This is a genomic window from Pseudomonas sp. SIMBA_067 (assembly GCF_046534675.1).
In the GTDB taxonomy this organism is placed as follows: domain Bacteria; phylum Pseudomonadota; class Gammaproteobacteria; order Pseudomonadales; family Pseudomonadaceae; genus Aquipseudomonas; species Aquipseudomonas putida.
Genome location: NZ_JAWRYH010000003.1, coordinates 220,537 through 246,612, shown reverse-complemented (window position 1 = coordinate 246,612; position 26,076 = coordinate 220,537). Strand labels below are relative to the sequence as shown.

The following is a 26,076-nucleotide window of genomic DNA, read 5'->3' as shown; positions in this document are numbered from 1 at the left end:
ATGGCTGTAGCCCAGAAAGGGGAGTCGCGGTTCGATTTTTACTGGCGCCAGCAAGGCGAGTGGGTGGAGGAACCTAACCAGCGCCGCGGTGGCGAAAGTGGTGTGCAACGTCTCAACGATGCCAATGGCAAGCTGTTGTATGCCAAGCGTCAGGTCGGGCATATCTACCGCAGCCTGCTGCACCCTTTTGGCCGGCCGACCGTATTGCGTGAACTCGATGCGCTGAACAGCTTCGAGCAACTGGGCGTGCGTGTACCGCGCATCGTCTTCTGTGGTGCCGAACGCGATGCCGACCACCAATGGCGTGCGCTGCTGGTGAGCGAAGCATTGGACGGGTTTATCGAACTCGACAACTGGCATGCCGAAGGTGCCCGTGAGCGTTACCCGCAGGTGGTGCATGAGCGCATGCTCAAGGACCTGGCGGACAACCTTGCGCGCATGCACCTGGGGCACTGGCAGCACGGCTGCCTGTATGGCAAGCACGTATTCATCAAGGTGATTGGCGAAGGCGAGCAAGCGCGCGTCGAAGTGGCGCTGCTGGACCTGGAAAAGTGCCGGCGGCGTATCAGTTGTCAGCGTGCGGCAGGTAACGACCTGCGCCAGCTGCGCCGCCATTCGTCGCTCAATGACGCGGAATGGCAGACGCTGCTCTACTTTTACAAGATGGCGTTTGGCAGCGCTGTCAAAGGGTTAGGGTAATGAAACTAGAAATAGCTCGAGCTTTGTTCCTGGTAGCTGGCCTGGCCGTGACCACCGTGGCGGTGGCTGCCTGGGAAGAGCCGAGGCCGACCGTGTTCAGCAAGGCTGAGATGGCCGACCAGTGCGCGTTGCCGCGGGAAGCGAAACCGCAGCAGCAGGCAAAGGTCGCGCCGGATCAGGACCTTTTGTTGTTCCTGTTCGGTCTGCGTCAAGGGTTGCGGCCATTTGGCTGAACCCGGTGTGAGCTAGAAACGCCAGAGGCCCCGCAATCGCGGGGCCTCTGGCATTTTTGTGTCTGCCTCACCGGCCTCTTCGCGGGTAAACCCGCTCGCACAGGTAAAGCTCAGGTACGGAACCTGTGCAGTACCTGTGGGAGCGGGTTTACCCGCGAAGGGGCCGGATCAGGCTACAGCAGGTTCTTTAGCCACCGCCCTGTGTGCCAACAGGGTGTAGATACAAGGCAGCACAAACAAGGTAAACAGCGTGCCAATCGACATCCCGGTGGCGATCACCGTCCCGATGTCAAAACGGCTGACCGCCCCGGCGCCGGTCGCCAGAATCAGCGGCACCATGCCGAACACCATTGCCGCCGTTGTCATCAGCACTGGCCGCAGGCGAATCGCCGCCGCTTCCTCGATCGCCTCGCGCACGCTCAGGCCGCGTTCCTCACGCAGCTGGTTGGCGAACTCGACGATGAGGATGCCGTGTTTGCTGATCAGCCCGATCAAGGTCACCAGCCCGACCTGGGTGTAGATATTCATGCTCGATATACCCAGGAACAGCGGCAGCAGCGCCCCGCAGATCGACAATGGCACCGTCACCAGGATCACCAGTGGGTCGCGGAAACTTTCAAACTGTGCTGCCAGCACCAGGAAGATGATCGCCAGTGCCAGGCCGAAGGTAACCCACAGCGCGCTGCCTTCCTGAACGTACTGGCGGGCCACGCCGGCGTAGTCGAAGGCAAAGCCTTCCGGGGCCTCTTCGCGGGCGATGTCCTGCACCGTCTTCAGCGCTTCGCCCAGGCTGACCATGGGCACGCCCTGGATGATCGCCGAGTTCAACTGCTGAAACTGGTTGAGCTGGCGCGGGCGGGCGCGGTCGGTGAGGGTGATCAGGGTCGACAGCGGCAGCAGTTGGCCCTGGTCGTTCTTCACGTAGTAGTTGTTCAGCCAGCCGGGGTTGTCACGGTACAGCCGCTCGACCTGGGCTATCACCTTGTAGCTGCGTCCTTCCAGCGTGAACCGGTTGATTTCCGCCTCGCCCAGCAAGGTTGCCAGCGTGCCGCCCAAGGCGTCCATCGACACCCCCATCTGCGCTGCTTTTGCCCGGTCGATGTCGACCACCACTTCGGGCTTGTCGAAGGCCAGGTCGATGTCGAGGAAGGCGAACTTGCCCGACTCCTGGGCGCGGGTCTTGATGCGCTGGGCCACTTCCAGCAGTGCCGGGTAGTCACCTGCGGTATTGATCACGAACTGGAACGGCAGGCCCTCACCGGTACCGGGCAGGGAGGGCAGGTTGAAGCCGAAGATCTGCAGGCCGCCGATTTCCTCCAGTTTGGCCTGCACCAGTGGCAACAGCTCCATCTGTGTGCGCTCGCGCTCGTTCCAGGGTTTGAGCAGGAAGCCGCCGATACCCGTCTGCACGCCATTGAAGCCGTTGATCTGGAAGGATGAGTAGTATTCGGGGAAGGCCTTGAACAGCGTGGTGAACTCGTCGGTATAGGCGTTGAGGTAATCGAGGTTGGCCGGCTGCGGCGAGCTGCTCATCATGAAGATCACGCCCTGGTCTTCGTTGGGCGCCAGTTCGTTCTGGGTGAACTTGAGCAGCACCGGGATCAGGCACAGGATGATCACCGCAAACACCAGCACCACCGGGCGGCTATCCAGGGTGGCGTGCAACAGGCGCTGGTAGCGCACCTTCAGGTGCTCGAAGATCTTGTCCAGGCGATGGGCGAGGCCGCTGGGGTTCTGCTCCTGGCGCAGCAGCAGGGCGCACATCATCGGCGACAGGGTGAGGGCCACGATGCCGGAGATGACCACCGCCCCGGCCAAGGTCAGGGCGAACTCCTTGAACAAGGCCCCTGTGAGCCCGGTGAGGAAGCCGATGGGTGCATACACGGCGGCCAGGGTGATGGTCATCGACACCACCGGCATGGCGATCTCGCGGGCGCCCTCCAGTGCCGCGTCGAACGGCGACTTGCCTTCTTCCATGTGCCGGTGGATGTTCTCCACCACGACAATGGCATCGTCCACCACCAGGCCGATGGCCAGCACCATCGCCAGCAGTGTCAGCAGGTTCAGCGAGTAGCCCATCATCTGCATGAAGAACAGCACGCCGATCATCGACAGGGGAATGGTCACCACCGGGATCAGCACCGAGCGAAGGGCACCGAGGAACAGGAACACCACCACGATCACGATCAATACCGCTTCACCGAGGGTCTTGATCACTTCGTCGATTGAGGCCTGGATGAACAGCGTGGCGTCGTAGGCGATCGACACCTTCAGCGCCGAGGGCAACTGGCTTTCCAGCTCAGGCATGATACGCCGCACTTCCTTGATCACTTCCAGCGGGTTGGAGGCCGGGGTGGCCTTGATGCCGATATACACCGATGGCGTGCCGTCGAACGAGCTGACCGTGTCGTAGTTTTCTGCGCCCATCTCTACCCGCGCCACATCGCCCAGCAGCACGCGGCTGTCGCCGCTGGTCTTGACCGGCAGGGCGGCGAACGCTTCGGCTGACTTCAGCTCGGTACTGGCGTTGATACTGGTAACCACGTATTCGCCTTTCACCTCACCGGCAGCAGAGAGGAAGTTGTAGCGGCGTACGGCATTGGTCACGTCGGTGGCCGACAGGCCGAAGCCGGCCAGCTTCACCGGGTCGATCCAGATTCGCATGGCAAACACCTGGTTGCCGAGAATCTCCGCCTCGGCCATGCCTGGCAACGTGGCCAGCTTGGGCTGGATGACCCGTGACAGGTAGTCGGTGATCTGCGGGTTGCTCATTTCCTTGCTGTAGAAACTCACGTACATCAGCGCCGAGGCATCGGCGGCCTCCTTGCTCAGCACTGGGTCTTCGGAGTCCTGAGGGAGTTTGTTGCGCACTTCGTTGGCCTTGGCCAGCAACTCGGTGAACAGCCGGTCGCTGTCGGCACCGATGCGCGCGTAGATGGAAATGATCGAGAAGTTCTGCCGGCTCACCGAGGTCATGTAGTCGATGCCTTCGGCACTTGCCAGGCTTTGCTGCAGTGGCTGGGTGATGTAGCCCTGGATGGTCTCGGCGTTTGCCCCGGGGTAAGCGGTGGTTACCGTGATCAGGGCGTTTTCCATTTGTGGGTACTGGCGGATCTGCAGCTTGTTCCAGGCCTGGAAGCCCAGCAGCAGGATCAACAGGCTGACCACGCTGGCCAGTACCGGGCGACGGATGAACGGATCGGTAAACGCCATGCCAGCCTCCTGTCAGTCCTTGCCCGCCGCGCCCTGTTCGGGCTTGAGGGCTTTGTCCTGGCCGATGCGGATCGCGGCGCCGGGGGTGAGCTTCAGTTGCCCGGCGGTGACCACCTGTTCGCCCGCTTGCAGGCCCTTGCTGACCACCACCACGCCGTCGCGGCGCTCGCCGGTTTGGACCGTGCGTTGTTCGGCGACCAGCTGGGGTTGGCCCTTGTCGTCGTTTTCTGGCTTGCCGTCCTTGTCCTTCTTCGGCGCGGCGACGTACACCGAGTTGCCGTACAGGGTGTAGGTAATGGCGCTTTCCGGCACTACCACTTGCGGTTGCGGGTTGGGCAGCAGGATCAGCAGGTTGGCGAACATGCCGGGCAGCAGCTTGCCGTCGGGGTTGGCCAAGGTGGCACGCACCAGCAGGTTGCGCGTGGTTTCCTCGACCTTGGGGTTGATGGCACTGAGGCTGGCGGGGAAGGTCTGGCCCGGGTAGGCGGCCACCTGCAACAGCACCTGCTGGCCCAGGCTCAACTTCGGCAGGGCCTGCTCCGGCACATTGAAGTCTACGTACAGGCTGGACGTGTCCTGCAGGGTGGCGATCATCGTGCCGGCGGCCAAGTACTGGCCGATGTCCACCTGGCGGATACCGATAGTGCCGCTGAACGGGGCATTGATGCTCTTCTTGATCTTCTGCGCCTTGAGCTGCTCGACCACCGCCTGGTTTCGGCGGTACTGGGAGCTAAGGCGGTCGAACTCGCCACGGGAGATGGCCGAGTCGCCGACCAGTTGGCTGCCACGGCCAAAATCCACCTTGGCCAGGCCCAGGTCTGCCTGGGCGGTGCCGAGCAGGGCAGTTTCCTGCTCGTCGTTGAGTTGCAGCAGCAGTTGCCCGGCCTTGACCTGCTGGCCCGAGTCGAAGTGCAAGGATTTGACGATACCTTCCACCTCCAGGCTCAGCTCCACACCTTGCAGTGCCTTGAGGCTGCCGACGGCGGGCAGGCGCTCTTGCCACTGGCGCTGTTCGGCCAAGGCTGCCGCTACGGTGATGGGCGGCTTGGGGGCAGTGAACATCTGGATCTGCTGATAGATCGAGAAAGCCTTGTAGCCCCCCAGGGCCAGCACGATCAGCAGAACCACGGCCAACATGATCAGCATGCGGCGGCGCAGCATAGGTCCGGTTCCTTGGATACGGTTGTTATTAGCCTGGACACGACAACGGGCGATCCTGCCCACGTGTGGATGGGGGAAGTATTGACTGTTTTTGGCTGGCCGGGAAATGGATTGCGATGGCGCGGCCTGCACAGCCCCTTGTAGGAGCGGCCTTGCGCCGCGAATGAGCCGCATAGCGGCCCCGGAAAGCAACACGCAGATGCAGAAATCCTGGGGCCGCTTTGCGGCCCATTCGCGGCACAAGGCCGCTCCTACAACGACCGAGTGTGCCTGTGGGAATCAGACGAGATGCAGATGGTTGTCCCAGAAGCCGGATGGCAGGTTCATCGGTTGCCCGACCAGTTCGGCCTTGCGGCAATCGTAGAACCGGCAACGGCCCTGCCCGGAGGTGACGATAAAGCCGTCTTTCACCGCGCCAACCCCTGCGCAATCAGGCATGGGTGCATCCAGGCGAACTGCGCCGCTGTCCAGGTCCCAGACAAACAGGCGGTTGGCCCGGGGCGCGGTCAGTGCCACCAGCCGCAGTTCGCTGTGGATGGCAACGCTTGCGGTGTACTGGGCCATGGCCTGCAACTGCCGCTCTGGCACCGGGAAGGCCTTGAACGGCTCTCCCGGGCGCTTGATCGCCAGCAGCTCGGCAGTTTCATCGGCATCGCCCATGAACTGCTGGCAGGCGGCGATGGTGCCATCGCTGCCCACCGCCAGGTGGCGCACGCTGTTCATCTGCTGGGCCAGGGTTTCCTTGCTCAGCAGGGTGCCGTCGCGTTGCATCAGCACCAGGCTCGGCTGCATGGCGTCAAGGTTCATCTCCACCCGGCTTTCGGCTTCGGTGCGAATACCGCCGTTGGCCACGATCAGCGTTTCGCCATCGGGCAGCCAGGCCACCTCGTGCGGGCCGATGCCGTGGGTCGGGATCTCGCCGGTGTGTACAAGGCGTTCACCTTCGAAGCGGTACACGCCGAGCACGCCCCGGCCCGGGTCGGTGGTGTCGTTCTCGGTGGCATACAGCCATTCGCCGCCTTTGTGCACCACGGCGTGGCCGTAGAAGTGCCGGTTCGGCTGCGAGGCTACCGTTTGCAGCAGGCGCCCGTCGCGCAAGTCGACCAGGTAGCTTTCGGTACCTGGGCGACGGGCGACGAACAGGGCGATCGGCTGCTCGGGGTGGTGGATGATGGCATGGCAACGCTGTGCGACCTGGGTACTGAACACCTGGGTGCCGTCCAGGCGGAAACCGACGGCATAGTGCTTGCCGTCGCCATCGTCACGCGCCGAGAGCAGCAAGGGTTCGCTGCCTTTGTTGCGGAACAGGCTCCAGCCGCCCAAGGTGAGGGCGCTGAGCAATACGCTACCGATTTTGAGTGCCTGGCGTCGCAGCATGATCAGTCACCGTCGTTGGCATTGAAGCCCAGCTGGATGTTCAACGCCTTGGCCAGCTCGCCTTCGTGCAGGCGGTGGACGACGTTGAGGCTGTCGTAGATCTGGTTGAGGGTTTGCTGGCCAGCGTCGTCGGCCAACAGCTCACCGAGGGTTTTCTGATTGTCGGCCAGCAGTTTGAGCGAGGTAGCGTAGGCGGCGTCGATCTTGTCCGCCAGCGCTTTCTGATCGCTGGGCAGCAGGCCACGCAGGCCCTGGTTGTCGACCCCGACCCAAACGGTTTCGGCGGCCTTGAGGGTGGCCTCCAGGCTTTTCAGCGAGTTGTGGCTGCGCCAGGCTTCGGCTTGCAGCGGCTGCGCGATGCCCTTGCTCTGGCGACCCATCGGCGCACCCAGCTTCTTCTTCAGGGTATCCAGGGCGGTGACCTGGGAGCGCAGCAGGTCGGCGATTGCCTCGTGGGAATCGGCGTAGCGCTGGTTCGGGAACTTGGTCATCTGCGAAAGCATGCCGTCGGTGCTGTTCCAGCCCTTGAGGATCTCCTCGGCCAGGACCTTCTGGTGTTCACCGATGGCCACCAGCAGCGGGCAGTAGCGGGCTTTCTGCTCGGCCGTGGCGATGTCCGGCTTGCTGTCGAACAGGATGTACTCGTAGGCCGACAGGCCACGAACCACCACGCTGGACTTGCCCAGGGTCGTGGCATCGACCGGCTTGTCGCCATTGACCAGCTGTTCGACCTGGCGGCCGACCAGGTTCTTCTTGTCGGGCCAGAACTGTACCTGCCAGGCGCGGTTGCCTTCGGCCAGCGGGCCGACCAGCAGCGGCTGCAACTCGGCCCAGGCCTTTTGCGCGTTGAGGAAGTCGGCGCGGGCCTTGTCCAGGTTTTCCTTGCCTTCGCAGTAGGCCAGCGCGCTGGCGGCCAGCGCGCGATCGGCTTCGACCCAGCGGCTGTAGGTGGGCAGAATGACCTGTTTGGCGATGGCGGCAGAGGTCACTGCTTGCGGATCCTGCGGCGAGCAGGCACCGAGGGCGAGTGCGGCGAGGCTGGTGAACAACAGTTTGGGTCGGAACATGCCCGGCTCCTTTGCGCGTTTTAAAGTGAGTTCAGGAACGCCAGCAACGCGGCGCGCTGCTCGGCATTGAAAGTGAGTACGAAGTTGCGTGCCGCGTCGGCTTCGCCACCATGCCAGAGCACGGCTTCAAGCAGGTTGCGGGCGCGGCCGTCGTGCAGGAACTGGCTGTGGCCGCTGACCGTTTCGTTCAGGCCCACGCCCCACAGGGGCGGGGTCCGCCAGTCCTGGCCGTTGGCGGCAAATTCGGTGCGTTCGTCAGCCAGGCCCGGGCCCATGTCATGCAGCAGCAGGTCGGTGTAAGGGCGGATGACCTGGTTGGCCAGCTCTGGCTCGGCGGCATCGGCGGCGGTGGTGAACTGCGGAGTGTGGCAGCCCTGGCAGCCGGCCTGGTAGAACAGGTTCTTGCCCGCCAGCACCTGCGGCGCGTTCACATCGCGGCGGGCCGGTACGGCCAGGTTGCGGGTGTAGAAGGTGACCAGGCGCAGGATGTTGTCGCTGACTTCCTTTTCGCCATCGGCACCGTCGCCGTTGGGCGCGGCCAGGCAGTCGGCCTGGGCAGGGGTGCAATCGTCCTTGGGTTGCAGGGTACTGGTCAGGCCCATGTCGCCGACAAAGGCGTGCACGTTCTGCTGGTTGACGTTGGGCTGCCCGGCCTTCCAGCCGAAGCGACCGACCACGGTCTTGCCCTGGGCGTCGTCCCACACCCGGTTGGCCCGCCCGCGAATGCCGTCGCGGTTGTGGTCGTCCGGGTCTTCGTTGGCCAGCAGGTCGGCTTCGGGGATGGCTTCGAGCAGGCCCAGGCCGATCATCGGGGGGGCTACCCGCGCCGAAAAACGGGTGTCGGGGTGCATCACGCCATAGCCGAGCTGGGTAATCTGCAGGGTTGGCTTGCGCAGCTCGACCTGGTGGCCGTCCTTGAATGACACGGTTTCCTGGGTGTAACTCACCCGCACCTTGCCTTCTGGCGCCACGCCAGGGATGGCCATGTCCTGCAACTGGGTGCCGTACACCGGCTCCGGCACCACGCCGAGGCGCTCGATGACTTTGGCCAGGTAGGGCTGGTCGGGGATCGACAGGCGTACCAGCATGCCCACCGCGTTGCTGTCATCCGGCTCTGGCGGGTGGCCACGGCCATCGCGCACATGGCAGTTCTGGCAGGCGTTGGTGTTGAACAGCGGGCCCAGGCCATCACGTGCGGTGGTGGTGGACGGGGCGATCACCCAGGGGTTGCGGAAGAAGCTGTTGCCCACGGCGAAGTCCAGGCGCCGCTCGGGCGAGAGGTTGGCTGAGGGCAATGAATAGGCGTTGCGGTCGCTGCGCTGCACGGTCGCCTTGCCACCCGACAACGCTTCGCCGGGCTCGGCCTGGGTGAAACGCGGGGCGTCGTCACAGGCGGCGAGGGCAAGGGTTAGCAGCAGGGGGGAAAGTCGGGACAGCGACGAGGACATCAAGGATCCTGGGCGTGAGCGAAAACCGGCGTGCAAGCTTAGCAAAGTGGGGGTGTTTGAATAAGAGCAATTTGCAATTGCTGGATGAAATCGGTGTCAGTTGGCCAGTGTTTGTGGTGGCTTGGTCGGGTCCTATCGCCGGCAAGCCAGCTCTTACAGCTAAACCACCAGCCTCAAAACCTGTTGAGTACCTGTGGGCGCTGGCTTGCCTGCGATAGGGCCAGATGCCAAAAAGGCGACCCGAAGGCCGCCTTTTCTGAGAACCGCTACAGCAAGATCAGAATTCGTGATCTGCGGTGTCCGGGTTCAGGTTGGCAATACCCAGCTTGCCTGCAGCCTGCTCGATCGCACCGGTCTGCTTGACCAGGGCGGCGATGGCGTCACGCACGATCTGGTTGCCGGCTGCGTTGTCGGCGGCGATCAGCTGGTCGTAGTGCTCGCCTTTGAGGGCGTGGTCGACGATCACCTGGATCTTGGCTTCGGTGGCTTCCAGGTCGGCCTTGAGGGTGGCGTCGGCGGCCGGGTCAGCCTTGGCGACCAGCGACGACAGGCTCGGGCCGGCCACCTTGGTGCCGTCCGGGCGGGTGTACTCGCCCAGGTAGACGTTGCGGATGCCTTTGGCGTCATAGAAGTGCGAGTAGTGGGTGTTGTCGCTGAAGCAGTCCTGCTCGTCTTCCGGCGAGTTGGCTTCCAGCGAAACTTTCATGCGCTCGCCAGCCAGTTCGCCCAGCGACAGGCTGCCCATGCCGAACAGCATCTTGCGCAGGCCGTCGTTGACAGGCTCCGCTTCCAGCTTGGCACGGTAGTTGTCGGCAACGTTCGGCGCCCAGTTGCCGACCATCTCTTCGAGGTCCTTGACCAGCAGGTCGGTGACCGCTTTCAGGTAGGCACGGCGGCGATCGTTGTGGCCGCCAGTGGCGCCCTGGCCTTCCAGGTAGTCCGACGCAGGGCGATTACCAGCGCCTGGGCCGGTGCCGTTCAGGTCCTGGCCCCAGAGCAGGAACTCGATGGCGTGGTAGCCGGTGGCGACGTTGGCTTCAGAACCGCCCAGTTCGTTCAGGCTGGCCAGCTTCTCGGGGGTGATGTCCTTGACGTCGACCTTCTCTTCGCCCACCTGGATCTCGGTGTTGGCGATGATGTTGGCGCCGGCGGCCGGGTTGCCCAAGGCGTGCTCGTAGCTCTTGTCGACGTAGTCGATCAGGCCTTCGTCCAGCGGCCAGGCGTTCACCTGGCCTTCCCAGTCGTCGATGATGGTGTTGCCGAAGCGGAAGGCCTCGGTCTGCAGGTACGGTACGCGCGAGGCGAACCAGGCTTCCTTGGCGGCCTTCAGGGTTTCGTCGTTGGGCTTGGCCAGGAACGCGTCGACTGCAGTCTGCAGGGCCTTGGCGGTGCTCAGCGAGTCGCTGTACACGGCGTAGACCATTTCGGCGTAGTGCTTGACCACGGCTTTGCCGGCGGCTTCGTCGACAGCCCCTGGCGCAGCAGCGGTGGTGCTGGCGGCAGCAGCAGGTGCCTGGGCTTGCGGCGCGGCGGCTTTGTCGTCCTTTTCACCGCAACCGGCGAGAGCGATGGCAATGGCCAGCAGACTGGCGGAGGCCAGAGGCATTCGAATCATTATTGGTTTTCCTGCATCGTGTGGTTGGACCAAGGGGTGGACCGTGCGCCGTGGCACGCGAAACCGCAACATCATGCGAAAGATTTGCATTTGCTGTAAAGGGGCGGGCGTGCAATTCATGTAATTGCCGGTCACAGCCTGTAACCGGGCAGGCCGGCTCAGAGCATCGAAACCTGATTCCGCTGCGCCTGCTTGAGGAAACTGGTCAGCTCACGGGCCGACAGCGGCTTGCTGTAGTGATAGCCCTGGCCCTCGTGGCAGCCCTGGGCAACGATGTAGGTTTCCTGTTCGGCGGTTTCCACCCCTTCGGCAATCACCTGCATGCCCAGGCTCTTGCCCAGCTGGATGATGGCGCGAACGATGGTGGCGTCGTCATCGTCGTCGAGCAGGTCCTGGACGAAGCTCTTGTCGATCTTGATCTTGTCCAGCGGCAGTGATTTCAGGTAGCTGAGCGACGAATAGCCTGTGCCGAAGTCGTCGATGGCAATCAGCGCCCCGGAGCGGCGCAGGCTCAGCAGGTGCTGGGCGGCCGTGCTGATGTCTTCCATCAGGCCGGTCTCGGTCACTTCCAGCTCCAGGCTGCGTGGCGGCAGGCGGTAGGCCTGGAGAAGGTTGTTGACCACCCGCGGCAGTTCACTGTGGTGCAGCTGCACGGTGGACAGGTTGACCGCCATGCGCAGCTCGCTGAAGCCTTGGTCGTGCCATTCGCGCAGTTGCCGGCAGGCCTGGTCCAGTACCCATTCGCCGATGCTGATGATGCTGCCGTTCTGTTCGGCCAGCGGAATGAACTGGTCCGGCGGGACCATGCCCAGCTCCGGATGCTGCCAGCGCAGCAGCGCCTCGACGCCGACCACGCGGTGGTCGCGGTAGCTGATCTGTGGCTGGTACACCAGGTACAGCTGGTTGCGCGGCAGGGCTTCGCGCAGGTCCTTTTCCAGCTCGCGCCGGCGACGCATCTCGCTGTCGACGCTGGCGATGTAGAACTGGTAGCGGTTGCGCGAACGGGCCTTGGCCAGGGTCATGGTCTGTTCGGCTTTCTGCAGCAGCTTCTCGGTGCTGTCGCCGTCTTCGGGGAACAGGGTGATGCCGATGGTGGCGCGCAGGCGGATCTGCTGGTGGTGGTCGAGGTCGAAGGGCACTTCCAGGTCGTCGAGGATGCTTTGCGCCAGTTCGGCCGCCTCGTAGGGCTGCTCGATATTGGCCTGCACCAGGGCAAACTGGTCACCGCCCAGCCGCGCCAAAGCGCCCAGGCGGCCGCTGTGGGCCCGCAGGCGGTCGGCCAGGGCCAGCAGCAGCTGGTCACCGACCTGGTAGCTGAACTGCTCGTTGATGCCCTTGAAGTCGTCCAGGCCCACGCACAGCACCGCCACACGGTGTTGCAGGCGGCCGCCGTCGACGAGAATCTTGTCCAGTTGCTGCTGCAGTTGCTGGCGGTTGGGCAGGCCGGTGAGAAAATCGTACTGGGCCATGCGCTGCAGGCTGTTTTCGGCTTCATGGCGCAAGTGGGTATTGCGCTCGATCGATGCCAGCAGCTGGTTGGCGGTATTGACCCAGAGGCCCAGTTCGTTCTTTTCGTGGCCCTTGAGTAGCGGTATCTGGTGCTGGCTGGGGCGGTCGGGGTTGATCTGGGTGAGGTGCTCGATGATCTTGGACAGCGGCTTGGTCAGGAGCCAGTGGTAGACCAGGTACAGCACCAGGCCCATGGCCAAGGCCCGCAGTACGCCGGAAATGAAGATGATCACCGCGTTGATCAGGAAGTCTTCGCCGTAGGATGAGGTGTCCAGGGTAATGCTCAGGTCGCCGTAGTATTCGCTGTAGGGGCCGCGGCCGACCAGTTGCGTGGTGTAGGTGCGTTCCTGGCCGAGGATCGGGTCGGTCAGCCAGCGCATGGACATGTCCTGCAGCGGGCGGGACTTTTCTGCCAGCATGGTTTCGTTGGGGTGGCCGATGGACGCCATGCGCACCGACTCGTCCTGGAACAGGCCTTCCATCACCTGCATGCCCATTTCGCGGTCGAGGCTGTACACCGCCTGGGTGGAGGGGTCGCGGAACATGTCGAGGATGCGCTGGGCATCGTTGTTCACGGCCTGGCGGGTCTTGTAAGTGTCGTAGACAATTTGCGCACAGCTGAGCACGACGCCAACCGCCAACGCCGACAGCAGCACGACCCTGAGCAACTTGACCGACAAGCTGTTCCGCAATTCCAGCTTCAATGGGGTTTCCTTAATCCATGCGCATGGCATCATTTTGCCATCAACGATGACGATACACTACCGGCCGATCATGAGCAGTGTATCGGTTGCCTGACCCCGCAACTTGAGTGCGCTGTGTCAATCTTCCAGAGGTTTGATGTTAGCGCGGTATACGGGCTGAGCAAGCAAAACCGTGCCGGCCTCTGCGCGGGCACAGGCATAAAAAAACCCGGCACATGGCCGGGTCTTTACGTTCAGGGCTGAAGGACTCAGGCCTTGAAGGTCTTGCCTTCGAACTGCTCGGCAACGAAGGCCCAGTTGACCAGGTTCCAGAACGCCTCGACGTACTTCGGACGCAGGTTGCGGTAGTCGATGTAGTAGGCGTGTTCCCAGACGTCGCAGGTCAGCAGTGGGGTGTCGCCGCTGGTCAGCGGGCAACCGGCGCCGATGGTGCTGGCCAGGGCCAGGGAACCGTCAGCTTTCTTCACCAGCCAGCCCCAGCCGGAACCGAAGGTGCCAACCGAAGTCTTGGTGAACTCTTCCTTGAACTTGTCGAAGGAACCGAAAGCGGCGTTGATGGCTTCAGCCAGGGCACCGGTAGGCTGGCCGCCGCCGTTTGGCGACAGGCAGTTCCAGTAGAAGGTGTGGTTCCAGACCTGAGCGGCGTTGTTGAAGATGCCACCCGAAGAGGTCTTGACGATCTCTTCCAGGGTCTTGCCTTCGAATTCGGTGCCTGGGACCAGGTTGTTCAGGTTCACGACATAGGTGTTGTGGTGCTTGTCGTGGTGATACTCCAGGGTTTCCTTGGAGATGTGCGGCTGCAGGGCATCGTGGGCGTACGGCAGCGGCGGCAATTCAAAAGCCATGGTGGATCTCCTGATTCAGGTCTAGTTCGCGGTTTGCGCAGGGCCGATCACGGGCGGCCCTCTGAGCGTCGGCGAGTTTGTACTCTTTGCGACGCAAGGGGGCGATCATAGCACCAGCCCCGGCGCATAACCACGCAACAAACATAGGGAATAGAGGTTCCGCAGCGGTTGGCGGGTACCGACCAGTGGTGGTCGTTTCCAGGCCAACCGATGTGTGCCGGGCCATGCAGGCCAGAGCTCAGTTGAAGATCAATTGCGCCGCCACCGCGAACATCATCACCGCCACCATCAGGTCGAGCATGCGCCAGGTCGCCGGGCGGGCCAGCCACGGTGCCAGCCAGGCCGCACCGATCGCCAAGGTCGAGAACCACAGCAGCGAGGCACTGGCCGCCCCGGCCACATAGGCGCCAGGCTCGGTCTGCTGGGCGCCCAGCGAGCCGATCAGCAACACCGTATCAAGGTAGACGTGCGGGTTCAGCAGCGTTACCGCCAGCGCACTGAGCAGTACGGCACGGCGCGAGCGCATGCCTTGGCCTTCCTGGTGCTGCAGGCTTTGTTTGGAAAAGGCACTGCGCAGGGCTTTGGCGCCGTACCAGATGAGGAACAACGCGCCGCCCCAGCGCGCAACGGCCAGCAAGGTCGGGTTTTGCGCCAGCACCGTGGCCAGGCCGAATACCCCGGCAGCCACCAGCAGAGCGTCACAGACAATGCACAGCGCCGCTACCGGCAGGTGATGCTCGCGGCGCAGGCTCTGGGCGAGGACGAAGGCATTCTGGGTGCCGATGGCCATGATCAGGCCGAAGGCCACCAGCATGCCGTTGAGATAGCTTTGCCACATGGCGTGCCCTCCATAAAGGAAACTAAAGATGCTGGCCATTGTGGTGGTTGGCGCTGTATAAGAAAAACAAATAAAGCTGATCAGGCATTAGGAAAATCGATGTTCGACTACAAGTTGCTCGCCGCCTTGGCGGCGGTGATCGAACAGGGTGGTTTCGAGCGTGCCGCGCAAGTGCTCGGTTTGTCGCAGTCGGCCATCTCCCAGCGCATCAAGCTGCTTGAAGCGCGGGTCGGGCAACCGGTGCTGGTGCGTGCCACGCCGCCCAGCCCGACCGAAGTCGGCCGCCAGTTGCTCAACCATGTGCAGCAGGTGCGCCTGCTTGAACGTGACTTGCAGCGCCAGGTGCCGGCGCTGGACGAAGAGGGCATGCCGGAGCGCCTGCGCATCGCCCTGAACGCCGATAGCCTGGCCACCTGGTGGGCCGGTGCGGTGGGCAACTTCTGTGCGCAGCAGAACGTGCTGACCGACCTGGTGGTAGAAGACCAGGAAGTGGGCCTGAAACGCATGCGTGCCGGCGAGGTGGCGGCCTGCCTGTGTGGCAGTGAACGCCCGGTTGCCGGGGCGCGCAGCCTGCTGCTGGGGGCCATGCGCTACCGGGCGTTGGCCAGCCCCGGCTTCATGGCGCGGCATTTCCCCCAGGGTTTTGTCGCCAGCCGCCTGGCCCGCACCCCCGCTATCGTGTACGGCCCGGATGATTTCCTGCAGCATCGTTACCTGGCATCACTGGGCATCGAGGACGGTTTCCTGCACCACCTGTGCCCGTCGTCCGAAGGCTTCCTGCGCATGACCGAGGCCGGGCTGGGCTGGGGGTTGGTGCCCGAACTGCAGGCTCGGGAGCAGCTGGCCAGCGGGCAGTTGGTGGAAATCTGCAGCGATACCCCCATCGACGTGCCGCTGTACTGGCATCATTGGCGCAATGGCGGGCAATTGCTCGCGCAACTGACCGACCACCTGCGGCACACCGCGCAGCAATGGCTGGTGCCCTTGTAGCCACGGCTGGCGTCAGTTGCATCTGAAATTTGGCAAGACGGAGTCTTACATGCGAATTCTGGTCACCGGCGCGAGTGGCTTCATTGGCGGGCGCTTTGCGCGCTTCGCCCTGGAGCAGGGCCTGGACGTGCGGGTCAGCGGCCGCCGCGCCGAAGGGGTCGAGCACCTGGTCAGGCGCGGCGCCCAGTTCATCCCAGGCGACCTGGGTGATCCCGAGCTGGCCCGCCGCCTGTGCCAGGGCATGGAGGCTGTGGTGCACTGTGCCGGCGCGGTGGGCAACTGGGGGCGCTACCAGGACTTCTACCAAGGCAATGTGGTCGTCACCGAAAACGTGGTCGAGGGCTGCCTGAAGGAACATGTGCGGCGCCTGGTGCACCTGTCGTCGCCGTCGATCTACTTCAATGGCCGCTCGCGCCTGGACATCCGTGAAGACCAGGTGCCGCGTCGTTTTCACGACCACTATGGGCAAACCAAGCACCTGGCGGAGCAAAAAGTGTTCGGGGCCCAGGAGTTCGGCCTTGAAGTGCTGGCGCTGCGCCCGCGCTTCGTCACAGGTGCCGGCGATGCCAGTATCTTCCCGCGGCTGATGCAGATGCAGCGCAAAGGCCGCGTGGCAATCATCGGCAACGGCCTGAACAAAGTCGACTTCACCAGCGTGCACAACCTCAACGAGGCACTGCTCAGCGCCTTGTTCGCCGATGACCGTGCGCTGGGCCAGGCCTACAACATCAGCAATGGCCAGCCGTTGCCGCTGTGGGACGTGGTCAACTACGTGATGCGCCAGATGCAGCTGCCGCAGGTTACCCGCTACCGTTCCTATGGCCTGGCCTACAGCCTGGCCGCGGTGAGCGAGGCCGCCTGCATGCTGTGGCCAGGGCGCCCGCAACCCACCCTGTCGCGCCTGGGGATGCAGGTGATGAGCCGTGATTTCACCCTGGATATCAGCCGTGCGCGGCAGTACCTGGACTACCAGCCCAAGGTCAGCCTGTGGACGGCGCTGGATGAATTCTGCGGTTGGTGGAAGCATTTGCTGCCTGGGCAGTAAAGCCGCTGGCGTGACAATGGTCATCAACACGCCGCGCTTGCGGTTTATACTCGTGCCTCTTTGCGACTACCGCGGTTGAATGTATCCATGCGTAACCATGCTCACGATGACTACGATGACGTGCCTACCTTGCGGGCGGGCACCGTTGATGATGACGAACTGATGCCGGCGCACGTGGTGCGCAGCCGCCAGAAAGCCGCCCGCGGGGCCAGCACGGCGCCGTTGTGGGCGCTGCTCGGCGCTTCGTTCATCGCGTTGGCGGGCCTGGGCTGGTGGAGCTTCCAGCAGATCTCGCTGATGGAGCAGCAGCTGGTGGCGACCCAGGAGAGCTTTGCCCGCATCAGTGAAGAAGCCGCCGGGCGTTTGCAGGCGATCAGTGGCAAGGTGGAGGCCAGCGAATCCGGCGTTACTAGCAGTAGCGAGGCGCTGAAGCTGCAGTTGCGCCAGTTGCAGAAGGGTGTGGCCGGTCAGACCGGTGACTTGGGTAAACGCCTGGAGCAAGTGTTGGCTGATACCCGTGAACAGCAGAAGGCTGTGACCGAGCTGCAAAGCCAGCTGCAGGCGCAGCTGAAGCTGGTGAACGGCGAGCTGGCCGCGTTGCGTTCGGGTCAGGTTGATGGCGGCAAGCTGGATGCTCAGTTCAAAGGCCTGAACGAGCAGGTTGCCGCGCTGAAAGCCGCGCAGGTGGATGGCGGCAAGCTGGACGGGCAGCTCAAGAGCCTGGGCAGCGAAGTGGCGGCACTGAAGAAGCAGGGCAACCCGAGCGCGGCAATCCAGGGCCTGGAACAGGATATCCTGGTGTTGAAGAGCCAGATCGACAACCGCCCGGCTGCGGCAGCGTCCGGTGGTGCGTCGGTGCAGGAGTTCGATGCCTTCCGGGCGCAGATGACCCGCAACCTGAATACCTTGCAGAGCCAGATCCAGAACTTGCAGCAGCAGATCAGTGCCAGGCCCTGACATGGCAGGGGAGGGCGTTGCCCTCCTATCGCGACACAAGGCCGCTCCTACCGGAGATCGCGTTCCCCTGTAGGAGCGTCGCGATAGGGCCGCAAAGCGGCCCCGGCAATCGTGATTACAACCGCGGATAATCGATATACCCCACTGGCCCCTTGCCATAGAAAGTCTCAGGCCGCGCCTCGTTCAACGGCGCATCCGCCGCCAGCCGCGCCGGCAGGTCGGGGTTGGCGATGAACGGCACGCCAAACGCCACCGCATCGGCCTTGCCACTGGCCAGGGCCGCATTGGCGCTGGCTTTGTCAAACCGCTCGTTGACGATGTACAAGCCGCCGAACGCTTCTTTGATCAATGGGCCGATGCTGTCATCCGCTTCCCGCTCCCGCGAGCAGATAAAGGCAATGCCCCGCTTGCCCAGCTCGCGAGCCACATAGCTGAACGTTTCGGCGCGGTCGGCATCACCCATGTCGTGAGCATCGGCACGCGGCGCCAAGTGCACGCCTACGCGGTTCGCGCCCCAAACTTCGATGGCCGCATCGGTCACCTCCAACAGTAGGCGTGCACGGTTTTCCAGCGACCCGCCATAGCGGTCGGTGCGCTGGTTGGTGCTGCTTTGCAGGAACTGGTCGAGCAGGTAACCGTTGGCGCCGTGAATCTCTACACCATCGAAACCGGCAGCCTTGGCGTTCTCGGCACCGCTGCGGTAGGCCTCGACGATGTCGTTGATTTCCTCGGTTTCCAGCGCGCGCGGGGTGGGATAGTCACTTAGCGGGCGCACCAGGCTTACATGGCCCTTGGGCTGGATCGCGCTAGGGGCAACCGGCAGCTCGCCGTTCAGGTAGCTGGGGTGGGAAATACGGCCAACGTGCCACAGTTGCAGGAAGATGCGCCCGCCGGCGGCATGCACGGCCTTGGTGACGTTGTTCCAGCCACGCACCTGCTCATCGTTCCAGATGCCGGGGGTATCCGGGTAGCCGACGCCCATGGCACTGACCGAAGTCGCCTCGCTGAGGATCAGCCCGGCGCTGGCGCGCTGCACATAGTATTCGGCCATCAGCGCATTGGGCACGCGGCCTTCGTCGGCCCGGCAGCGGGTGAGCGGGGCCATGATGATGCGGTTGGGCAGTTGCAGGTCGCCCAGGGTGATCGGATCGAAAAGCGTGGTCATAGCGGTTACCTGCCTTGTCAAAGTGCTTGGCGCAGTTGTTCGAGGAACGCCTCGATGGTGGCTTCGTTGCGTTTGAAGAAGTGCCATTGGCCAATCTTCTGGCTGCTGATCAGCCCGGCGCGCTGCAAGGTGGCCAGGTGGGCGGAGACGGTCGACTGCGACAAGCCGCAGCGTTGGTCGATCTGCCCGGCACACACACCGTTTTCGGTGCTGTGGTACTGGTCGGGGAACTGCGTTGCCGGGTCTTTCAGCCAGCTGAGGATTTCTCGCCTGACCGGATGGGCCAGCGCTTTTATGATTTCGTCGAGATCGAGAGGCATGGGTTGAGGCTCGTTGTAGCGGTATATCGCGATAGGGCGAAATGTAAATCGCCCGATCCCGATACACAAATACGAAGAGGTTCTGAGCTGAGTACGAATCGCTATATCGGGTTATAACGATATGCTGGTGAGCGGTGCTAGACTGCGCCCATGAACTATCTCGCACATCTGCACCTGGGCGGCCCGGCGCCGCAACAACTGCTTGGCAGCCTGTATGGCGATTTTGTCAAAGGCTCGCTGGAAGGGCGCTTTCCACCTGCGCTGGAGGCGGCTATCCGGCTGCACCGGCATATCGACAGCTACACCGATCGGCACCCGTTGGTGCTGGCCGCACTGGCGCGCTTTCCGCGTGAGCGGCGGCGCTTTGCCGGCATCGTCCTGGATGTATTCTTCGACCATTGCCTGGCGCGGGATTGGGGCAACTACGCCGAGCAGCCCCTTGAGCAGTTTACTGGCGCTTTTTATCGGGTGCTGCTGGCGGAGCCAGAGCTGCCGGGGCGGCTGGCGCGGATTGCACCGTTCATGGCAGCGGATGACTGGCTAGGGGCGTATGGCGATTTTGCCACCCTGGAGCAGGTGTTCAACGGCATTGCCCGGCGCTTGTCGCGGCCTGAGGGCATGGCGGGGGTGATGGGGGAGCTTGAGCGGCTGTATGAGCCGCTGCTGGCGGATTTTCGCGAGTTCTATCCGCAGCTGCAGGCCTTTGCAGCGGCGCAGCGTAGGGCTGAGGACCTGTAGCGCCTGTGAGATCGAGCGCCGCCCGCGCGGCGCTTCGCAGCACAAGGCTGCTCCCACATCTGTTTCGGGCCAGTTATTCCTGGGGCATAGGCGCGCGGTCCCTTGGTGTTCACCTCGATATCGTGTCGGACAAACAAGGCGGTCGCGCGCATTGGTACAGGCGTAATTGGCCCGAAACAGATGTAGGAGCAGCCTTGTGCTGCGAAGCGCCGCGCGGGCGGCGCTCGATCTCGCAGGCGCCAGCTTGCCCACGCCAGGCTCAGGCAGCCCGCGCCTGCCGCCTTGGCACTGCTTCAACTTCCTCAACCCCGAACAACGCCAGGTGAATTGCCTGCTGCGCCTGCAACGCCAGCACCGCCCGTTCCTTGCCCACGCTGCCGACAGGTTGCAGCAGGTGAATGCACACCTCGCCCCGCGGCTGGGCAAACAGGCGCATCAGGTGCGACACCAGGTCATCATCGCCAATGAACGGCGCAATCGGGTCGATCTGGCCATCACGCAAATACTGGATAGCCACCGGCTGCACCGCCACGCCGCGATCGATGGCACCTGCCAGCAGGCGGCCATGGAAGGTGCGCAAGGTGCGACCGCTGGTAGTGGTGCCTTCGGGGAAGATCAGCAGCGGCCGGGCCAGCCCCAGTTGCCCGGCGATCTGTTCGCGCAGGCGCTGGCTGTCACCCCCGCCACGGCGAATGAACAGCGTGCCGGCTTTTTCCGCCAGCCAACCCGCCACCGGCCAATGACGCACCTCGGCCTTGGACAGGAATGACAGCGGCAGCAGCATGCCGAGCAGGGGGATATCGGTCCACGAGACATGGTTGCTGACCCACAGCATCGGCCGTTGCGGCAACTCACCCACCACCCGCACATCGAAGGGCAGGGCGGCGACCAGGCGTTTCATGAACAGGCAGGTCCAGCGCTGGCGGCGTTCGATGGGGGCCTTGAAGCCCAGGCGTTCACCGAGGGCGATAAGGCTGGCCATCAACATGCCCAGCAACAGTACCAGCAGCAGTCTGCTCAGGCGGGCTACTACCCGCAGCTTCGGCATCACACCGCTGCCTTGAAGTGGCGGGCGTAGCGCGGGCACAGGTCGTCGCGCTTGAGCAGGATGAACACGTCGGCCACCTGGAAGTCCTCGTCCCAGCACGGTTCGCCGCAAATCTTCGCGCCCAGGCGCATGTAGGCCTTGAGCAGCGGTGGCATTTCGGCGATGACGTTACCCGGCAGGGCCAGGCTTGGCAGCGGCTTCTTCGGTTCGGCACGCAGGTGCTCGTTGCACAGGTAGCGGTCACGCAGGCGCTGCATCACGGCATGGGCCTGTATGCCGCCATCCTGCATGGGGATGCTGGCGCAGCCCATCAGGTAGCTGTAGCGGCCCTCGTTGAGCACCTCGGCCAGTTCACCCCACAGCACGGCGATGGTGCCGCCGTTGCGGTAGTCGGGGGCTACGCAGGTTCGGCCCAGCTCCAGGATCGGGCCCTGCAGCTGCAACAGGCCGTGCAGGCGGAATTCTTCCTCGCTGTAGAAGCGGCCCAGGCTGCTGGCGGCCTGGTGGTCGAGCAGACGGGTGGTGGCCACCAGCTCGCCGGTGCTCAGGTCACGCACACCAATATGGCGGCAGTGCACGTCGTAGTCGTCCATGTCCAGGCCCTGCTCGGCACCCTTGAGCTTGGCCTTGAATTCTGCGCTGAACACTTTGAAACGCAGGGCCTGGGCCTCTTGCAGCGCCGCGGCGCCAACCAGGCGTTCGGCTTGCAGACGGCGTTCAGTGCTGTTGTCGCCAGAATGAGCGATCCGAGTCATTACGAGTCTCCATAAGCCAGCCATGAGGGTTGCGGCCGGTCGGCTTTGTTGTGCAAAGTCAGCCTAGGTAGGCGCGGTGTCACCCCTGTGAATCTTTGGTGATGCTTGCGTGACACTCCCGAACCTTGACCAGAAAGCCCCAGCAAGGAGCCGTCCCATGGCCTGGTTGCAACGATTGAACGACCCGCTTCGCCACGCGCCGGCGGGCACTTTGGGCGAAACCTATGCCGCGCTGCTCGAGCGCCTCGGCCCGGTTGCCCCCTTCGAACTGGCGGCACTGGGCGGGCGCGCGATGGCCACGCCGGGCCTGGCTTTTCTGGTGGGTTACCAGGCCGCCTTGCGCGTGCTGTGGCCCAGTGCACCGCCCAGCCTCGGCGCCCTGTGCGCCACCGAGCGGCGCAGCGTAAGGCCGGCGGACATGCACACGCGCCTGGACGGTTTGCGGCTGAGCGGCAGCAAGGACTTCGTCACAGCCGGGCTGGAGGCGGAGTGGCTGCTGGTGGCGGCGCGCAGCGAAACCGCAGGCGCGGCGCCACAATTGAACCTGGCGGTGGTCTACCCCGGGGAGCCTGGCGTGACGCTGGAGCCATTGCCGACCCTGCCGCTGATGCCGGAGGTGGGCCACGGGCGCTTGCTGCTGGAGCAGGCAACGTGCGAGTTGCTGGCCGGTGACGGCTGGGATGCCTATGTGAAGCCGTTCCGCTCGCTGGAGGACTTGTATGTGCTCACGTCGCTTACGGCCTGGCTGTATGGCGTGGGGCAGGAAAGCGCCTGGCCCCAGGATTTACGGCTGCAGCTGCTTGGGCTGCTGGCAGGGTGCGCCGAGGGCAGTCGGCAGTGTGCCGATAGCGTGAGTTGCCATTTGTTGCTGGGCGGGTTGTTTGCGCAGTTCCAGGCATTGCGGGGGGCGATCGATGCGGCCTTGGCGGCAGGGCCGGTGCATTGGGCACAAATCTGGCAGCGTGACCAAGGGGTGATGACGCTGGCCGCGGCGGCGAGAGAGAAGCGGCTGAACAAGGCTTGGGCTGCTGCGGGATTGTCATGAAGGCCTGATAGGTTTTTGTGAACCGATGATACCGGGGGCCGCCTTGCCGGCGATGGGCTGCGCAGCAGCCCCAAAACTGCGAGCCTGAAACGCAATGCTGAAAGGTCTGCTATTGGTTCTTTGCCTGGCCCTGGCAACCGCCGAAGCCGAGGACTGGCCTGACCCTGCCTGGCAGAACGACCCTGCCACGTTCGACTGGCAAGCCGTCGACGCCTACGCCTTCCCCCCTCGCACTGCCCCCGACCGCAGCGGCATCCGCACCGACGCGCTGCTGATCATCCGCGACGGCCGTATCCTCCACGAGCGCTACACCGCCCCCACCACTGCCGCCACCGCGCACCTGACCTGGTCGGTAAGCAAGAGCGTACTCGCCACGCTGATGGGCGTGGCCCAAGGCGAAGGGCGCTTCGAGCTGGAAGATCCGGTCACCCGTTTCTACCCCGCCATGCGCGGTCATCCGGGCATACGCATGGCCGATCTGCTGCACTGGGCCAGTGGCCTGGACTGGCAGGAAGACTACGAATACGCCCCGCTCAAGTCCTCGGTGGTGGCCATGCTGTATACCCGTGGCCGCGAGGACATGGCGGCCTATACGGCGGCGCGGGGCGCGTCGGCCAGCCCCGGTCAGCGATTCCTCTACTCCAGTGGCGACAGCAACCTGCTGGCCGCCGCGCTGCGCGGCATGCTGGATGCCGGGCAATATCCCGATTACCCTTGGCACGCGCTGTTCACCCCGCTGGGTATCGACAGCGCAGTGTGGGAGCGTGACCGGGCGGGCACCTACGTGGGCTCTTCCTATCTGTACCTCAGCGCCCGTGACCTGGCGCGTATCGGCTTGCTGATGCAGCGCGACGGCCGTTGGCAAGGCCGGCAACTGCTGCCCAAGGACTGGGTGGCCTTCAACCGCACAGCGTTTGACCATGCCGAGCCTGTGCCGGGTGAGGCCAACCCTGGCGGCCACTGGTGGCTCAACCAGCCGCTGGCCGGCGCCGCGCGGCCTTGGCCAAGTGCGCCCGAAGACACCTACGCCGCCCTTGGCCACTGGGGCCAGGCGCTGTACGTGCTGCCCGCGCAAAAGCTGGTGGTCGTGCGCTATGCCGATGACCGCGACGGCAGTTACCAGCATGACGAACTGCTTAAGCGGGTACTGGCGGCCATGGCCCGGGAGGGCACATGAAGCGGGCCTTGTTGCTGCTACTGGTGATGCTGCTGGGCCTGTTGTTCTGGGCCTGGCAGGAGCGTCAGGCCTTGGCGGATTTCCCCGGCATCCTCTCGGCCTACTCGGCCAAGGAATACTGCTCGTGCCGCTTCGTCATGGGCTTCGAGCAGGCCTACTGCCAAGGTTATGTAAAGCAGTGGCTGCCGCTGAGCCTGCTGGAGGAAAACAGCCAGCAGCGGCTAGTCACTGCCGAGGGGCTTGGGCGGCGCAACCAGGCTGCCTGGCAGGGCCTGCGCGAGGGTTGCCGCTTGCTGCCATGAAGGCGGGCGGGTAAGGTTGGCGGCTTGGTTTCACGAGATTTGTCATGTTCAAACTGCCCCGTCTACTGCCCGCCTTGTTGCTGGCTTTGTGCCTGCCCGCCCACGCCAATTGGCACCTCGATGGCGAATCGTCGCGCCTGTCGTTCATTACCGGCAAGAACGGTGACACCGCCGAAGTGCACCGCTTCCTGGTGCTGCACGGTACGGTCGACCGCAAAGGCGTGGCGGGGCTGAGCATCGAGATGGACTCTGTCAGCAGCGGCATCCCGCTGCGTGATGAGCAAATGCGCGACAACCTGTTCGAGGTCGGGCGCTTCGCCGAGGCCACGGTAAAGGCGCAGATCGATCTGCGGCCGATCAATGACCTGGCCGATGGTGCACAGATCGAGTTGCGCCTGCCGCTGACGGTCACGTTGCATGGCCAGTCGCACAGCTACAACGCCTTGCTGCTGGCCACTCGCCTGGATGCGCGGCGGTTCCAGGTTGTGACCCTGGAACCGCTGCTGCTGCGCGCCGAGGATTTCGGTTTGCTGCCGGGGCTGGAAAGCCTGCGCAAGTTTGCCGGGCTCAAGTCCATCAACCCGTCGGTGCCGGTTAGCGCGGTGCTGATTTTCACCGCCCGCTGACATGCCGGGGCCGGTCTTCCCCTGGCGGGATGGCAACCAGTTCGAACTGCTGATCGACGGCCCCGAGTTCTTTCCGCGCATGCTGGAGGCAATCGTGGGTGCCGAGTTTCAGGTTGACCTGGAGCTGTACCTGGTCGAGGCCGGGGCCTGTGCCGAGGCCGTGGTCGAAGCGCTGGAGCAGGCCGCCCGGCGTGGTGTGCGAGTGCGTTGCCTGTTCGATGACTATGGCTCGCTGGCCTTCAACAGCGCCCTGCGCCAGCGCCTGCTGGAAGCCGGTGTGTACCTGCGCTGGTACAACCGCCTACGCTGGAAGCGTGGCCTGCGCAACCTGTACCGCGACCACCGCAAGCTTTTGCTGGTGGACGAACGCTGGGCGGTGGTGGGCGGCACGGGCGTAACCGACGAGTTCTGGAAGCCGGGCGACGCGACCAGCGAATGGCATGAGGTGATGGTGCAGATTCAGGGGCCGGTGGTAACCGACTGGCAACTGCTGTTCGACCGCCAGTGGTCCGCCAACAACCGCCGCACCGCCTGGCGCCCTGCCGAAGGCTTCGGCCTTCCGCGCCTGCCCAAGGTGCCGGCCCATGGGCAGGGCATGGGCCGGGTGGCCTATGCCGACGCCCGCCAGCACCAGGACATCCTGCATTCGCTGGTGCGGGCGCTGAACAGTGGCAAGCAACGGGTATGGCTGGCCACGCCGTACTTCCTGCCGACCTGGAGCGTGCGCCGTTCTTTGCGCCGTGCCGCCAGCAAGGGGCTTGATGTGCGCCTGTTGCTGACCGGCCCACGCACCGACCACCCGTCGGTCCGCTATGCAGGGCACCGCTATTACCCACGCCTGCTGCGCGCCGGCGTGCGAATTTTTGAATACCAACCGTGCTTCCTGCACCTGAAAATGGCCGTGGTAGACGACTGGGTCAGCGTCGGGTCGTGCAACTTCGACCACTGGAACCTGCGCTTCAACCTTGAGGCCAACATCGAGGCGCTGGACCCGCCGTTGACAGCGGCGGTGGTGGCCAGCTTCGAGCGCGACTTTGCCTTGAGCCAGGAAGTCGACCTCGACCACTGGCATGCCCGCCCCCTCTGGCGCAGGGTGAAGCAGCGGATCTGGGGCTGGATCGACCGACTGGTGGTCAACGTGCTCGACCGCCGTGACTGACAGAGGCTATCGTGCATTGACTGTTTACCGAAGGAGTGGG

At 63.9% G+C, this 26,076-nt stretch carries 24 protein-coding genes; 11 read left to right on the top strand and 13 right to left on the bottom strand.

Annotation, left to right across the window (positions count from 1 at the left end; genetic code table 11):
* Entirely contained in the window at nt 1–699 is a 699-nt protein-coding gene (locus tag SB765_RS09550; protein ID WP_016498075.1) for a lipopolysaccharide kinase InaA family protein, read from the top strand.
* On the top strand, nt 699–932 hold the full coding sequence (locus tag SB765_RS09545; protein ID WP_341796700.1) for a hypothetical protein: 234 nt from the start codon (nt 699–701) through the stop codon (nt 930–932). The genes SB765_RS09550 and SB765_RS09545 overlap by 1 nt, the downstream gene beginning before the upstream one ends.
* A 168-nt stretch (nt 933–1,100) precedes the next feature.
* On the opposite strand, the gene SB765_RS09540 is transcribed toward SB765_RS09545, so the two are convergent.
* The 9 genes from SB765_RS09540 to SB765_RS09500 all read right to left on the bottom strand — a co-directional run bounded on the left by SB765_RS09540 (nt 1,101) and on the right by SB765_RS09500 (nt 14,709).
* Nucleotides 1,101–4,145 (bottom strand): multidrug efflux RND transporter permease subunit, encoded by a 3,045-nt coding sequence (locus SB765_RS09540; protein WP_341796699.1) that lies wholly within the window; start codon nt 4,143–4,145, stop codon nt 1,101–1,103.
* A gap of 12 nt (nt 4,146–4,157) precedes the next feature.
* A complete protein-coding gene (locus SB765_RS09535) occupies nt 4,158–5,306 on the bottom strand; it encodes an efflux RND transporter periplasmic adaptor subunit (RefSeq protein WP_341796698.1) in 1,149 nt (382 codons plus the stop codon).
* A 279-nt stretch (nt 5,307–5,585) separates the two neighbouring features.
* Nucleotides 5,586–6,683: a DUF1513 domain-containing protein gene (locus SB765_RS09530; RefSeq protein ID WP_341796697.1), complete on the bottom strand. Its 1,098-nt coding sequence runs from the start codon at nt 6,681–6,683 to the stop codon at nt 5,586–5,588.
* Between the two features lie 2 nt (nt 6,684–6,685).
* Nucleotides 6,686–7,750, bottom strand: coding sequence for an imelysin family protein (locus SB765_RS09525; RefSeq protein WP_341796696.1), 1,065 nt, complete (start codon nt 7,748–7,750; stop codon nt 6,686–6,688).
* 20 nt (nt 7,751–7,770) lie between these two features.
* Entirely contained in the window at nt 7,771–9,198 is a 1,428-nt protein-coding gene (locus SB765_RS09520) for a di-heme oxidoredictase family protein (RefSeq protein WP_016498082.1), read from the bottom strand.
* 277 nt (nt 9,199–9,475) lie between these two features.
* Nucleotides 9,476–10,813, bottom strand: coding sequence for an imelysin family protein (locus tag SB765_RS09515; protein ID WP_341796695.1), 1,338 nt, complete (start codon nt 10,811–10,813; stop codon nt 9,476–9,478).
* A 158-nt stretch (nt 10,814–10,971) separates the two neighbouring features.
* Entirely contained in the window at nt 10,972–13,026 is a 2,055-nt protein-coding gene (locus SB765_RS09510) for a putative bifunctional diguanylate cyclase/phosphodiesterase (RefSeq protein WP_016498084.1), read from the bottom strand.
* Nucleotides 13,027–13,274: 248 nt separating this feature from the next.
* Entirely contained in the window at nt 13,275–13,871 is a 597-nt protein-coding gene (locus SB765_RS09505) for a superoxide dismutase (protein ID WP_341796694.1), read from the bottom strand.
* 238 nt (nt 13,872–14,109) lie between these two features.
* Nucleotides 14,110–14,709, bottom strand: coding sequence for a LysE/ArgO family amino acid transporter (locus SB765_RS09500; protein WP_049273246.1), 600 nt, complete (start codon nt 14,707–14,709; stop codon nt 14,110–14,112).
* 99 nt (nt 14,710–14,808) lie between these two features.
* Here SB765_RS09500 and SB765_RS09495 point away from each other — a divergent pair, with 99 nt between their 5' ends.
* The 3 genes from SB765_RS09495 to SB765_RS09485 all read left to right on the top strand — a co-directional run bounded on the left by SB765_RS09495 (nt 14,809) and on the right by SB765_RS09485 (nt 17,701).
* Complete coding sequence (locus SB765_RS09495; RefSeq protein WP_016498086.1) at nt 14,809–15,699, top strand: LysR family transcriptional regulator ArgP; 891 nt, start codon at nt 14,809–14,811, stop codon at nt 15,697–15,699.
* Nucleotides 15,700–15,748: 49 nt separating this feature from the next.
* Nucleotides 15,749–16,744, top strand: a complete 996-nt coding sequence (locus SB765_RS09490; RefSeq protein WP_410931237.1) for an NAD-dependent epimerase/dehydratase family protein — start codon at nt 15,749–15,751, stop codon at nt 16,742–16,744.
* Between the two features lie 87 nt (nt 16,745–16,831).
* Nucleotides 16,832–17,701: an ATPase gene (locus SB765_RS09485; protein ID WP_341796692.1), complete on the top strand. Its 870-nt coding sequence runs from the start codon at nt 16,832–16,834 to the stop codon at nt 17,699–17,701.
* 115 nt (nt 17,702–17,816) lie between these two features.
* Here the strand turns inward: SB765_RS09485 and SB765_RS09480 are convergent, their stop codons facing one another.
* Both SB765_RS09480 and SB765_RS09475 read right to left on the bottom strand, forming a co-directional pair.
* On the bottom strand, nt 17,817–18,866 hold the full coding sequence (locus SB765_RS09480) for an alkene reductase (protein ID WP_016498089.1): 1,050 nt from the start codon (nt 18,864–18,866) through the stop codon (nt 17,817–17,819).
* A 17-nt stretch (nt 18,867–18,883) separates the two neighbouring features.
* Nucleotides 18,884–19,186, bottom strand: coding sequence for an ArsR/SmtB family transcription factor (locus tag SB765_RS09475; protein ID WP_016498090.1), 303 nt, complete (start codon nt 19,184–19,186; stop codon nt 18,884–18,886).
* A 150-nt stretch (nt 19,187–19,336) separates the two neighbouring features.
* Here SB765_RS09475 and SB765_RS09470 point away from each other — a divergent pair, with 150 nt between their 5' ends.
* Complete coding sequence (locus SB765_RS09470) at nt 19,337–19,924, top strand: ACP phosphodiesterase (RefSeq protein WP_410931236.1); 588 nt, start codon at nt 19,337–19,339, stop codon at nt 19,922–19,924.
* Nucleotides 19,925–20,183: 259 nt separating this feature from the next.
* On the opposite strand, the gene SB765_RS09465 is transcribed toward SB765_RS09470, so the two are convergent.
* Nucleotides 20,184–20,972 carry a lysophospholipid acyltransferase family protein gene (locus SB765_RS09465; RefSeq protein WP_341798923.1) on the bottom strand — a complete coding sequence of 263 codons (789 nt, stop codon included), beginning with the start codon at nt 20,970–20,972 and terminating at the stop codon, nt 20,184–20,186.
* Nucleotides 20,972–21,727: an L-ornithine N(alpha)-acyltransferase gene (gene olsB, locus SB765_RS09460; RefSeq protein WP_016498093.1), complete on the bottom strand. Its 756-nt coding sequence runs from the start codon at nt 21,725–21,727 to the stop codon at nt 20,972–20,974. The genes SB765_RS09465 and olsB overlap by 1 nt, the downstream gene beginning before the upstream one ends.
* A 157-nt stretch (nt 21,728–21,884) precedes the next feature.
* Here olsB and SB765_RS09455 point away from each other — a divergent pair, with 157 nt between their 5' ends.
* The 5 genes from SB765_RS09455 to SB765_RS09435 all read left to right on the top strand — a co-directional run bounded on the left by SB765_RS09455 (nt 21,885) and on the right by SB765_RS09435 (nt 26,036).
* Nucleotides 21,885–22,772, top strand: coding sequence for an acyl-CoA dehydrogenase (locus SB765_RS09455; protein WP_341796689.1), 888 nt, complete (start codon nt 21,885–21,887; stop codon nt 22,770–22,772).
* 94 nt (nt 22,773–22,866) lie between these two features.
* Nucleotides 22,867–23,949 carry a serine hydrolase domain-containing protein gene (locus tag SB765_RS09450; protein WP_410931235.1) on the top strand — a complete coding sequence of 361 codons (1,083 nt, stop codon included), beginning with the start codon at nt 22,867–22,869 and terminating at the stop codon, nt 23,947–23,949.
* A complete protein-coding gene (locus tag SB765_RS09445) occupies nt 23,946–24,251 on the top strand; it encodes an amidase (protein ID WP_341796687.1) in 306 nt (101 codons plus the stop codon). The genes SB765_RS09450 and SB765_RS09445 overlap by 4 nt, the downstream gene beginning before the upstream one ends.
* A 44-nt stretch (nt 24,252–24,295) precedes the next feature.
* Complete coding sequence (locus SB765_RS09440) at nt 24,296–24,877, top strand: YceI family protein (RefSeq protein ID WP_016498097.1); 582 nt, start codon at nt 24,296–24,298, stop codon at nt 24,875–24,877.
* Between the two features lies 1 nt (nt 24,878).
* Entirely contained in the window at nt 24,879–26,036 is a 1,158-nt protein-coding gene (locus tag SB765_RS09435) for a phospholipase D-like domain-containing protein (protein ID WP_341796686.1), read from the top strand.
* Nucleotides 26,037–26,076: the final 40 nt, after the last annotated feature.